The sequence below is a fragment of the Paenibacillus glucanolyticus genome, from assembly GCF_037333485.1.
GTDB lineage: Bacteria > Bacillota > Bacilli > Paenibacillales > Paenibacillaceae > Paenibacillus_AQ > Paenibacillus_AQ glucanolyticus.
In genome coordinates, this window is the sequence record NZ_CP147845.1 from 2,829,693 (window position 1) to 2,842,955 (window position 13,263).

Below are 13,263 nucleotides of genomic sequence, written 5' to 3' on the forward strand. Positions count from 1 at the left end.
GGAAATATTACGGGGATGGCGAGCAAGAATCAGGGCAGATTCATTGCAAATGGTGTGGCACCATTCCGGGTGTTAGCGAATTCGATCCGATGTTCTTCGAGATTTCGCCGAATGAAGCCAAAACGATGGACCCGAGGCAGCGGCTGCTGCTCCAGGAATCCTGGAAGGCGTTAGAGGATGCCGGGTACGGTGAAGACCGGCTTGGTACAGGCAAGATCGGAATGTTTGTTGGGGTTGAGGATGGCGATTATCATCTGCTGGTCAAGGATAAGGGGACTATAACCTCTAATCATAACGCTATCCTGGCAGCTCGATTGTCTTACTTCCTCAATTTGAGCGGACCGAATATGGCTATAAATACGGCATGTTCATCGGGATTGGTTGCTGCTCACCAGGCCTGTATGAGCCTGCGGAATGGAGAATGCGATACCGCTATCGTGGCTGGCGTTAACTTGCTGCTTACTCCCCAAGCCTATGCAGGCATTAGTCAGGCAGGGATATTATCCGCGGACGGCAAATGTTACGCCTTCGACAATCGGGCGAACGGAACCGTTCCGGGAGAAGCCGTTGCCGTCCTGGTTTTTAAGCGTTTGTCGCAAGCGGAAGCGGATGGAGATCCTATTCAGGCGGTTATTCGCGGCAGCGGGGTGAATTACGATGGGAGAACTAATGGGATTACGGCCCCAAGCGGAGTTGCTCAGAGCAAATTGTTGAGAGAAATTTATGCACAATATCAAATAAATCCCGAAGAAATCGAGTATATCGTAACCCATGGCACCGGGACAAAGTTAGGCGATCCTGTAGAAATCAATGCCTTGGGCGAAGCTTTCAAAGCGCATACGGGGAAACAGAGTTATTGTGCACTCACTTCCTCCAAGACCAACTTCGGACATGCCTTTGCAGCTTCCGGTCTGGTCAGTCTGATCAACCTGGTGCTTTCCCTGCGCCATGAAATGATTCCGCCAAGCCTCCATTTTGAACAAGAGAACGATTATATCCATTGGGGTGCGAGCCCGTTCTATGTAAATAGGGAAGCCAAAGTTTGGAGCAGACCGGAAGGAACAGTTCGTACCGGGGCAGTTAGCGCATTTGGCATGAGCGGGACCAATGCGCATATGGTTCTTGAGAGTTATGCAAGAGATAGAAAAGGTGGTGTGTCCAAGGCCCGTCCGCCATACAATCTGCTTGCCTTGTCGGCAAAAACGAAGGAAGCACTCGACGAAAAAATCCGGGATATGATCCAAACGCTTGATCAAGAGACATGGAATGATGAAGATCTTCCGCATATAAGCTATACGCTGTTAAAGGGACGCCGCCACTTCAGTCATCGCTGTGCCGTGGTCATTCAGGATTTAGGTGATGCGAAGTATGTACTGAAGTTGTCCTCCAGCAGCGAGAAAGTGCCAAATCTGTTTACAGGCAGGGTTCCGCGGGACTTTACCGGGCAAAAAGCGATGCAGCTTTATATCCAGGAGCTCCTTACGAAGAGCCTCACCCAGCGTCATCGTAAAAGCGAATTCCAAGAGACACTGTTCGCGCTGGCGGATTTGTATTGCCAGGGGTACGACATCGAGTGGAATCTGCTGTTTGGCGAAGATCAACCTTATAAGGTAAAGCTTCCAACCTATCCTTTTGAAAAAGGGGAATATTGGGTGGATTCTGCCGAAACAGCCGTGAACGAGCCAGCTGCTGTAGGGATGGAGAAAGAGACGGGCTTCGATTCTGCGGCGGAAGTAGAAGAGCTTCCATTAGCTAGCCAAACAGAAGATTTGGAAGATGACCTTAATGAAGAACAAACTCCTCTTCAGGGCAGCGTGGATACGGAAGCGATGGTATCGGCAGCCACAGCACGATTAAGAATGCTCCTTGGAGAGGTTACCGGGATCCCCCATGATAAATTGGAGGAGGAAGCCTCCTTTGAAGAATTGGGACTTGATTCCCTGATGATTACTGCCCTGAATCGGAAAATGGAGTTATGGATCGGGAAATTGGATACCACCCTCTTCTATACGTACAACAGCGTCAAGACATTAGCCGCTTATTTAATCCGGGAGTATAAAGACGTGGTTTCCGCACTCGCAGCCGATACGGCTGTGGCCGTTGCGGGGAAGCCCCTGAAGAGTCTAAAGCAGGTTGAAACAACAAAAAAGCCAGCTATTTCAGCCTCCATCTCATCCGTTAGTCCGTCTAACAAACAATCAATATCTCTAACGGAACGTCAGCCAAGCCAATCTGCGGATATTGCCATCATTGGAGTGGCTGGCCGTTATCCGAAAGCGGAGACGCTGGAGCAGTTCTGGAACAACTTGTACGAAGGCAAGGACTGCATTGAAGAGATTCCGGCAAATCGCTGGTCTCTGGAGGGCTTCTATGAGCCGGACCGGGCTAAAGCTGTTGCCAAGGGACTGAGTTATAGCAAATGGGGAGGCTTCTTGGACCGTATTGACTATTTCGATCCCTTGTTTTTTAATATTTCGCCAAGAGACGCCATGTACATGGATCCACAGGAACGGCTGTTTCTGGAGGTTGCCTGGGGATGCATGGAGAATTCGGGTTATACGCGCGAATCGTTGAAGCATGACGGTTATGGCAATCAAATCGGAGTTTTTGTAGGTGCTACATTTAACAACTATCAGCTGTTTATGGCCGATGCGGCCAAGCAAGCCAATCAAGATATGTATCTGGCGACGAGCCAGATGTTCTCGATAGCGAACCGGGTGTCTTACATCATGAATTTCACGGGTCCAAGCTTAACGGTGGATACGGCCTGCTCTTCATCGCTTTATGCTGTACACCTGGCTTGCGAGAGCATCCGAAACGGACAGTCCAAGATGGCGATTGCAGGCGGCGTTAATCTATCCCTTCATCCAAGCAAATACATTACGTTATGCCAGGGGCAATTCAGCGCTTCAGACGGAAGATGCCGTGCTTTTGGTGAAGGCGGCACAGGCTATGTACCATCCGAGGCGATAGGCGCCGTCTTTTTGAAACCTTTGCAAGAGGCAATCCAAGATCAGGACTACATTTATGGAGTCATAAAAGGCACGGCAGTCAGTCATGCGGGCAGAACGAACGGTTATACCGTTCCAAGTCCGGTATCCCAATCACAGGCCATTGAGAATGCGCTCATCCAAAGTGGAATTGACCCAAGAAGCATCAGCTCCATCGAAGCTCACGGTACCGGAACGGCGCTTGGTGATCCGATTGAGATTAAAGGTTTGACGGACGTATTTGGTAGATATACCGAAGAAACAGGCTATTGTTCCATCTCCTCGGTCAAATCGAACATCGGACATGCGGAGGCAGCGGCCGGCATCGCGCAGCTTACGAAAGTGCTGCTTCAAATGAAACATCAAACGCTTGTGAAAAATGTCATGCACGGACAAAGACTAAACCCTAACATCGACTTCAATCAGACGCCATTTGTCGTGCAGAGTGAAACGTCGTATTGGAAGCGTCCCATGATTAATGGGGAGGAGGTACCTCGCCGGTCCGGAATTTCGTCCTTCGGGGCAGGAGGAGCTAACGCCCATATCGTGGTTGAGGAGTATATCCCTAAGGACAGCCATAAGACTCCTATTGCCGTTCATTCACATAGCCCTGCATTAATACTCTTATCTGCCAAAAACGAAGACAGGCTCCGGGAGCAGGCCAGAAGGCTAATGCACGCCATCGGCGAAGAACAGCTGACGGATGCAAGCCTGCGGGATATAGCGTATACACTCCAAGTGGGACGCGAGGCCATGGAGGATCGCTTGGCCATGATCGTTGGCTCCGTGGACGATCTTAAGGCAAAATTACACGAGTTCGCGAATGGCTGCGATTCGATTAAGGATACGTTCAGAGGGCAGGTCAAGCGCAATAAGGAGACGATGTCGCTTCTTGAGGCTGATGAAGAAATCCAGGATGCCATCGTTAGATGGATCCAGCGAGGAAAATACGCCAAACTTCTCAATTTATGGGTGAGGGGGCTGAGCGTTGACTGGGGCCAGATCTATGGCGAGGTTAAACCTTCTCGGATCGGCTTGCCAACTTATCCTTTTGCCGGTGAACCGTACTGGATCCCTGAAGCTGGGGTAGACGCTGAAACAAGCCGGCCTGCTGAAGCATCGGCAGCATCTGTTGTTCATCCTTTGCTTCATCGGAATACCTCTGACCTGTCGGGGCTGCGTTTCACTTCGATGTATACGGGGAACGAGTTTTTCCTGAAGGATCATGTGGTGAAGGGGGCGCCCGTCCTGCCTGGTGTGGCTTATCTTGAAATGGCGCGAGCGGCTGTTGAGCAAACGGCCGGAGAGATACTGATGGAAGAGCGCATGGGAATACGGCTCAAGAACGTGGTGTGGGCTCGGCCTATTGCGGTGCGAGATGAACCCGTTCAAGTCTATATTGATCTTGTTTATGAGGACAATGGTGAAATTGCCTATGAAGTATACAGCAGCGAACCAGAAGCAGATGGAGAAGCTGTACTGCACAGTCAAGGGAGTGCGATATTAGGCAGTATGGAGGATCATATATCGCTGGATATCCAGGCCCTTCAGTCTGAATGTAATCGAGATGTCATTTCATCAAACCAGATCTATGAAACGTACAGAGCCATGGGCATTCATTACGGTCCGGCTCACCAGGGAATACAGAAGGTTTATTTGGGAAGTGGTCAGGCATTGGCCAAGCTGTCCATTCCCGCCGTGGTTTCTGAAACAACCCAAATGTTTACTCTGCATCCGAGCTTGATGGATTCGGCCCTGCAGGCAACGATTTCCATGATGATGAGCTCAGATCCAGCGTCGTCCGCTGCCCTGAAGCCGGGACTTCCGTTTGCACTTCAGGAGCTTGAGGTATTTGGCCGCTGCCCGTCTGAAATGTGGGCTCTGATCCGGTACAGCGAAGGAAATAAAGCAGATAGCAAAGTGCAGAAGCTGGATATCCATTTATGCGATGCTCAAGGGACTGTATTTGTAATAATGAAAGGTTTTTCAACCAGGGTGCTAGACGGTGAGGTGAAGTCACAGGGTCTTTCAGAGACACCCGGGACTCTTATGCTGGAGCCGATCTGGAGAGAGCAGCCTGTCCCTATCATCACCAGCGCCCAGGGTTATGCCAAACATCTGGTCTTCCTGTGCGAGATCGGTCTGGACCTGCAGCAGGGCATGAACCAACAGATGACTCAGGCACGCTGTATCACGCTGGAATCATCTCAGGAAAGAATGGAAGAACGGTATACAAATTATGCCAGCCGGATTTTTGAGGAAATCCAAGCCGTCCTGCAAGAGAAACCGAAAGATAAAATTCTGATTCAGGTTGTATCCCTTCCGCAGAATGACCGGTTGTTGTTCTCGGGTCTTTCGGGATTAATGAAGGCAGCACAGTCGGAAAGTTCCAAGCTTGTGTGTCAATTTATCGAAATAGAATCAGGCTCTGCTGAAATTGCAAAATTGACAGGTGTATCCATGGAGAACAGCGGCCAGCCGTCGGATCAACGCATCCGATATCGGGACGGCAAACGATGGGTTGCGGGATGGGGCGAGCTTCATGCTGATGCTAAGGAAGCAGTTCCTCCGTGGAAGGACCAAGGCATCTATCTGATTACGGGCGGTGCTGGCGGTCTGGGCATTATTTTTGCCAGAGAGATTACGAATACAGCCAAAGAAACCGTGTTGATTCTTACCGGACGTTCTGCGCTGCAAGCAGGGGCGCGGGCGGAGCTGGACGAACTGCGAGCTCGCGGTGCCAAGGTGGATTATAGACAAGTGGACGTGACGGACAGGCAGCAGGTCTTCGCCTTGATCCGAAGTATCCAGGATGAATATGGACGTCTGAACGGGATCATTCATGGAGCGGGCATCATCCGGGACAATCTTATTCTTAGAAAAGATGTGGGGGAACTGCAAGAGGTGATGGCCCCCAAAGTTAACGGGCTCGTAAATTTGGACGAAGCCAGTAAAAATATTCATCTGGATTTGTTTATTGCTTTCTCTTCTGTGGCTGGGGCGACGGGAAATCCGGGTCAGACAGATTATGCTGCCGCCAATGCTTTCATGGATGCCTTCGCAGAGTATAGAAATACGCTTGCCGCATCCGAGCAGCGACATGGTCGAATGTTATCCATCAATTGGCCCTTGTGGAAAGAGGGCGGTATGCGCGTCGGCGATGACGTCGAAAAAATCATGCTGAAGAGTCTGGGCACCGTCCCGATGCAGACTTCTGCGGGAATTCAAGCCCTGTATCAGGGGCTTGCCTCGGGAAGAAATCAGGTTCTGGTCATGACAGGCATGATGTCACGAATGAAACCCAGAATGCTCCCTCCAACCAATGCCGTTGCTCCACAGCCGAGCATGATGACTGCTACCGTCAAGCACGATGACGGCACGCAGAGGGATAGAGTAGAGACCGTGTTGATACAGAACGTGTCCACACTATTAAAGGTCAAGCTGGAAGATATCGATATTCAATCGGAATTCAGTGAGTATGGATTCGACTCGATCTCCCTTACGCAATTTGCCAACATGTTGAATGAAGCCTACAGTCTTGAATTGACTCCGACCGTGTTCTTTGAATATACAACGCTGGATAGTTTTGCCGAATACCTGATCGCGGAACATCCGGCTGCATTTACCGCTGGGACTCCATCGGACATGCAGTCGGACGCTCCAGAGGTTAACGTAATAGAGATAAACGCAGTAGAGGTTGAGGTTGAGAAGGAAGAAGTGAATCCCGTCAGAAAACCTCGCTCCCGATGGGCGCCGAAAGTTGTCCAGCCTGTCCAGTTAGCCCAGGTTGCCCAAGACACTCAAGCTGATCCTGAGCCGATGGCTATCGTAGGTATCAGCGGTCTGTTTCCGATGGCACAGGATGTGAATGAATTTTGGAGGAATATCGTGGAGGGCAAGGATTGTATCACGGAAATACCGAAGGAGCGTTGGGACTGGAGGGAGTGTCTGGATGATCCTTCCGAGGCTCAAGGGCATTCCAGTCTAAAATGGGGAGGCTTCATTGAAGGCGTGGAAGAATTTGATCCGTTATTCTTCGGTATTTCCCCGAGAGAAGCCGAGATTATGGATCCCCAGCAGCGTCTCCTGCTCACCCAGGTTTGGAAGGCGGTCGAGGATGCCGGTATTGCACCGGGCAAGCTGTCGCAAGATCCTACAGGTGTATTCGTGGCTGCAGGTCCAGGCGATTATATGAACATCACTTCGATCTCGCAGGGGAATCCCCAAGCGATGACAGGGGTCGTTCCATCCTTGATTCCGAACCGTATCTCCTATGCCTTAAACCTGCAAGGGCCGAGCGAATATTACGAAACGGCTTGTTCCTCAACCTTGGTGGCCTTGCATCGTGCCATTCGCTCTATTCGCGATCAAGAATGCGAACAAGCCATCGTTGGCGCCGTAAACCTGCTGATCTCTCCAATAGGCTTCATAGGTTTTGATGCCATGGGCTATCTTAGCCCGGATGGACATGCCAAATCCTTTCAGTCCGACGCGGACGGGTTCGTGCGGAGCGAGGGGGTTGGTGCGATGATCATCAAGCCTTTGTCAAAAGCAATCAAGGACCATAATCTCATTTATGCGGTAATCAAAGGGACAGGCGTTTCGCATGGGGGCAAGGGGATGTCATTGACCTCTCCCAATGCCGGAGGCATGAAAGCCGCGATGTCTCAAGCCTTTAAAGGCTCGGGAGTTCATCCTCGGACGATATCTTATATCGAAGCTCATGGCATTGCGTCCCCGATGGCTGACGGCATTGAAGTGAATGCACTGAGGGCGGGATATCAGGAGATTGCGTCGAACAGCTCGTCTGCAATCGATTCAGTCAAGGACAATGTTTGTTATATCAGCACCTTGAAGCCCGCCATGGGTCATGGGGAAGTGGCTTCCGGCATGGCTTCGTTGATCAAGGCCATACAGGCGATAAGGCATAAACTTATCCCGGGGGTGGTCCGATTTACAAGTCCGAGTGAACATATTTCGCTTGCGGGCAGTCCGCTGCGAATCTCCGCAGAGCATCATGAATGGGAAGCCTTAACCGATGCAGACGGCAAGACGCTTCCGCGGCGCGCAGCGATAAACAGCTACGGGATCGGCGGTGTAAACGCCCATGTCATTCTTGAAGAGTATATCCCTGCAGATGAAGGGTTGCTTCGGGTAGAACCTTCAGGGAAACCTCAGATTATCGTCCTGTCGGCAAAAAAAACAGAGCGGCTTCAAGAATACGCTTCACAGATGCTTGAATATGCAGAACGTCATTCCGAGTTCTCATTAGAGGAATTTGCATATACCTTACAGGTGGGAAGGGAACAGATGGAGTCCCGGTTAGCTATGGTTGCCAGCAGCAGGGAGGAACTGATTACTGGTTTCAGGATATTCCTGAATGCATCGCCGGATAACCCCGGTGGGGCCATTACGAATCCGGCCATTTTTACCGGGGATACAACCTTCTCAAGCTCCAAACTGGATTCGGCTGCGCTTCAGTCGCTTTTTGCAGAAAACAATTTGACCAACATAGCGCTGCAGTGGACAAAAGGCGGGCAGTTCCCTTGGGAATGGCTTCATATGGAAGAACGAGTCCATAGAATATCTCTTCCCGCGTATCCATTCGAGAAGAGAAGGTGCTGGCCTGAGCTGGACGATGTACAAGAGACCGATCCTGATCCTTATATAAGCAGCCGCGTGATCGATATCGCATCGAGAATACTGGGCATGGCACCGGCTGAGATGAATCCGGGGCTGCCCTTGGATCGATATGGGCTTGACTCCATTCTATTGATGCAGCTGCTGCAGCAGCTACAGCAGCAGCTGGATCCCGCGGTTGATCTCGTCAAGCTGCAGGAATGCAGGACGGTGATGGATATTGCTGCCATGATTGAATTGCCGCCGACAGAAGACAGGCAGCCCAGACTTCATCCTGAGAATGCGTCTATTGCACCCGTCAGTTGGCCGCAATTTCCCGAGCTCATCCTGCTTAACAAAGGATCACAAGGTTCGCCCGTATTCTGGTTTCATGGGGGTTTGGGCGGTGTCGAAATGTACCAGAAGTTGGCGCAAAAGAGTGAGCGTCCCTTTTACGGAATTCAGGCGAGAGGGTGGTTGACTGACCGTACTCCTCTAAAAGGGGTCGGGGCGATGGCCGCTTATTATGCCCACATTATTCAATCGGTTCAGCCCGACGGTCCTTATGATCTGGGAGGATACTCCTTAGGCGGGGTTCTGGCCTATGAAGTAACGCGTCAATTGCAGGTACTGGGGCATGCGGTGAATTCGGTTGTGATGCTGGACTCCCCATACGGCAAAGAGTTCCAGCAAGGAGCCGTCTCAAGAACAACGGCCGTATTGCAGGCCGTTAACTTGGCGCTTGCCTCGAGGAATTTTCAAGAACCGGACAAGTTTATCCAGACGCTGATTCATAGGGATGAACTGGACTTTAATGTGGAAGAGGGCAAACTGCTGGAGCAGCTTATTAAGCTGGGAAACACACGCGGACTCACCAAGACCGAGGATCAGATTGTGTCCATGATCGAGGCGAATGTCAAGATACAGCATGCTTACCAATTCGATCAATATGCGGCGATGCCGCTTCCCGACCCGGATGCCGTAACCTGCTACTATTTCCGCAATAAGGGCGGCTTGATCTTCGGAGAGCTGGAGCCGTACTTCTCGACAACCGAAGATTCGTCGGTTCTAGACCAAGCGGCATACTGGAAGGAGTGGGAACGCCAGTTCCCGGACCTGCATGTCATGGATATCGATCCTTCGAATCATATGGTGCTGTTGTCGGAAGCTAAATCGTACGAAACGATTTTTGCATTTTGCGAAGCGTTATATTCTGGAGAAGGCATAACCAAGGAGTTCCTCCAGATGTTTAAAGACCAAACGAAAGAATTACACGGAAGCAAGGTGTGAACGAATCCCGACTAAGCTGCGGTACAAGGCGCTTAGTCGGGATTTTGTCATGCCAATGCGAAAGGGAGGACAATGGTTAATTACGAAGTGTTTGCACTACGAACGGTCTCGCTTCCTTACATTAATTATTGCTATATTGTTTTGGACAAAAGCAGTCGTTCTGCCTTGTTAATCGATCCTTCATGGGAACTCGATGCCATCCTCGGCAAGCTGAACGATTTGAATGCAGACGTGAAGGGGATTATGTTGACTCACTCCCATTATGATCACGTGAATTTGACCTTGGTGCTGACGGAGATTTTTGAATGTGACGTATTCATGTCGAATGTGGAAATTGAAGACTACGGATTCCATTGCAGAAACCTGATAAGTGTCTCGGATCAAGAAGTCATCTCGATTGGGAGAACGAAGGTCACCTGCTTGTGGACACCCGGACATACCTCGGGAAGCATGTGTTTTTTGCTGGAGGACTGCGTATTTACTGGAGACACTTTATTCATAGAGGGCTGTGGGGGATGCCATTATCCAGGCGGTTCGGCTGAGGCGATGTTTGAGAGTATCCAAAAGATCAAGGCTTTGGCTGCCCCGAACTTGCGTGTGTATCCCGGTCATTCCTACGGGGCCGAGCCGGGCCAAACCATAAGAAGGTTATACGATCAGAATATTTACTTTCAATTGGATTCGCGCAAGCATTTTGTCGATTTCAGAATGAGGCCGAATCAGAAAAGCGTATTTAATTTTCGATGAGAGGGGAGTGAACAAAGGTGGGGAAATCCATCGTATTTTTATTTTCCGGGCAAGGCTCGCAATACTACCAAATGGGCAGGGAATTATATCGAGATCAACCGGTGTTCCGCCACTGGATGCGGCATCTGGATCAATATTATTACGGAATAACCGGAAATTCGGTCATCGACGAGTTGTACGATAAGGATTATCCAATAAGTCAACCATTTGACTCATTGCCGCTCACGCATCCCGCCATATTCATGATCGAATATGCCTTAGCCCAGGTATTTATGGAGCAGCAGATCTACCCTGATTATGTGTTTGGTACTAGTCTGGGGGAATTTGCGTCATGCACCGTTGCCGGAGCGCTGGATTACACTTCAGCATTGGAGAGTTTGGTCGTTCAAGCGGACATCGTACAGAATCATTGCGAACCGGGAGGGATGATCGCTATTCTTGAACAAGTATCGCTGTTCCATAGCGAACCGGAGCTTTATCGGAACTGTGAGATTGCCTCAGTTAATTTTGATAATCATTTTGTCGTTTCAGGGGGAGCAGCAGGCCTCTCTGAAGTGGAGACATATATAAAAAAACGCAAAGTGACGTATCAGCGGTTACCTATTCATTATGGTTTTCACTCTAAGTGGATAGATCCTGCCGGAGCGCTATATAAGCGTTATGCAGCCTCATGTTCTTTGAAGTCTCCTCAATCAGGAGTCATATCAGCTCTGGCAGGAGGGGCCTGCGCTTCTTTTGAGTCCGAGCATTTATGGAACGCGGTGCGGGAACCGATCCGCTTTCGCGATGCCTTGAAAACTTTGCTGCCTATGGAGGATAAGATTATTGTGGATTTAGGGCCAGGGGGAACACTTGCAACCTTCATAAAGCACAATCATTCGTTATTTGGCCCGGACGGAGTCCTGAGTTTACATTCGGTTCTAAGTCCTTTTCACAAGGATATGAACAGGCTGGAGCAGGTACTATCCAAAATAAAATGGGAACGGGTAACGACATGATGGCAAAGTGAGATTCGGTTGTCGAAACCAAGATTATTTTGCGATTGCCCGAGAAATAAAACCTGCGCTTCATGATAATAATAGTAATTTTATTGCGATTGAATGATAACTATATGATTATATATCAACGGTGGATGGAATCTGGCTCAAGATGGTATTGGAGGTTCAGAGAATGGAACGTTTGGAGATCATCTCAGATAAGCTAAAGCTGCTGGGAGATAAGACAAGACTGACGATGCTGATCTTGCTAACAGAGAGGGAATGGTGTGTGTACGAGTTCGTTCACGTGCTGCATATGTCACAACCAGGTGTCAGCCAACATTTAAGAAAACTGAAATCTCTGGGAATCGTGAACGAAGAAAGGCGCGGACAATGGGTATATTACTCGCTCAATGTTGCAGACAAGCCATACATTCAGGCCGTATTGAATGAGATGCCGTCTCCACAAGATATGCTTAAGCAGCTGAACAAAAGTGATATGAAATATTAATGTGATTAACGATGGTCACATTGTTCAATCGCCAGGCTTTTTTTATTCTAAATATAATCATATAGTTATATTATGATGTGAGTTTCGTTGTAACCTTTTGTTGAAAAGAAGTCTTGAAAGTCCGCGCGAACAGCGGCGTAAAGTAAGTCAAACAGCAGCATATCGGCATAGGATGAAGACGGGGCAACTTGAAATGGTTGCGGCGTCTTTTTTGCGTTATTGCACTAAAGTTGCAGGCACCCCTCCTTTTCAACTAATATTTAGAGAGGGAACGGAACTTCTAGTATGTAATCAGCAAGCGATATTTAATTACGATCGAGTCAAAAACGACTTTGAATCACACAATCGAAAGGAAGTATCCCATGAATTCTTTGCAAATCGAACAGCTCAAAATCATTCGGAATGAAATTACCCGTTTCATGATGAAATACAAATTCGCATTAGATGAGATTGAAACCAAAATGGAAATATTGAAAGAGGAGTTCCAGGCTCTTCATGATTATAGCCCGATTGAACATACGAAATCCCGCCTGAAGTCACCGGAAAGCATCATGAAGAAACTGCTTCGTAAAGGCGGAAACATATCCCTAAGCTCGATTGAGGATAACATTAAGGATATCGCAGGTTTAAGGATCACCTGTTCTTTTATTTCCGACATTTACAAAATCAGCGATATGCTGCAGCAGCAAAGCGACTTAACGGTTCTTAATGTGAAGGATTATATCAAGAATCCGAAGCCGAACGGATACCAAAGCCTGCATCTTCTAGTAGAAGTACCGGTGTACTTCTCCGACAGGGTTGAAAAGGTATGCGTTGAAGTTCAGATTCGAACCATTGCCATGGATTTCTGGGCAAGCCTGGAGCACAAGATCTTCTACAAATATAATAAGTCGGTTCCTCAGCAGCTGCTGGAGGAGCTGAAGAATGCAGCGGATACCGCCAATGCGCTGGACCGTCAAATGGAACAATTGCATCATGAGGTACAAGCAATCAAGGATTCAGAGAGTGAGGATTCATTGCTGGAGGAGCTGAAGAGCATTCAGATTAACAATCGCAAGTATGAGCTTCCAGCGGGCTTGCTTGAGGTATTCACGGAGGAGAAATAAGGTTAAGTCTGTTTCGAAGATAT

The 13,263-nt window shown here is 49.1% G+C and carries 5 protein-coding genes (1 of these 5 cut by a window edge); all 5 read left to right on the forward strand.

All coding sequences use genetic code 11. From position 1 onward, the window contains the following. Window positions 1-9,899, forward strand: the 3' portion of a protein-coding gene (locus WDY75_RS13545; protein WP_063479882.1) for an SDR family NAD(P)-dependent oxidoreductase. It extends 8,089 nt beyond the left edge of the window; the window shows 9,899 of its 17,988 coding nt (coding positions 8,090-17,988); its start codon lies beyond the left edge, outside the window; its stop codon occupies window positions 9,897-9,899. 72 nt (window positions 9,900-9,971) lie between these two features. Next, on the forward strand, window positions 9,972-10,646 hold the full coding sequence (locus WDY75_RS13550; RefSeq protein ID WP_063479881.1) for an MBL fold metallo-hydrolase: 675 nt from the start codon (window positions 9,972-9,974) through the stop codon (window positions 10,644-10,646). A 17-nt stretch (window positions 10,647-10,663) separates the two neighbouring features. Continuing rightward, complete coding sequence (locus WDY75_RS13555) at window positions 10,664-11,644, forward strand: acyltransferase domain-containing protein (protein WP_063479880.1); 981 nt, start codon at window positions 10,664-10,666, stop codon at window positions 11,642-11,644. 172 nt (window positions 11,645-11,816) lie between these two features. Continuing rightward, window positions 11,817-12,134, forward strand: coding sequence for an ArsR/SmtB family transcription factor (locus WDY75_RS13560; protein WP_063479879.1), 318 nt, complete (start codon window positions 11,817-11,819; stop codon window positions 12,132-12,134). A gap of 362 nt (window positions 12,135-12,496) precedes the next feature. Next, window positions 12,497-13,240: a GTP pyrophosphokinase family protein gene (locus WDY75_RS13565; protein ID WP_006210951.1), complete on the forward strand. Its 744-nt coding sequence runs from the start codon at window positions 12,497-12,499 to the stop codon at window positions 13,238-13,240. Window positions 13,241-13,263 lie beyond the last annotated feature (23 nt).

Excerpts from the sequence above, each read along its gene's own strand:
- WDY75_RS13550 (WP_063479881.1), top strand. The coding sequence starts at position 9,972 with ATGGTTAATTACGAAGTGTTTGCACTACGAACGGTCTCGCTTCCTTAC.
- WDY75_RS13560 (WP_063479879.1), top strand. The coding sequence starts at position 11,817 with ATGGAACGTTTGGAGATCATCTCAGATAAGCTAAAGCTGCTGGGAGAT.
- WDY75_RS13565 (WP_006210951.1), top strand. The coding sequence starts at position 12,497 with ATGAATTCTTTGCAAATCGAACAGCTCAAAATCATTCGGAATGAAATT.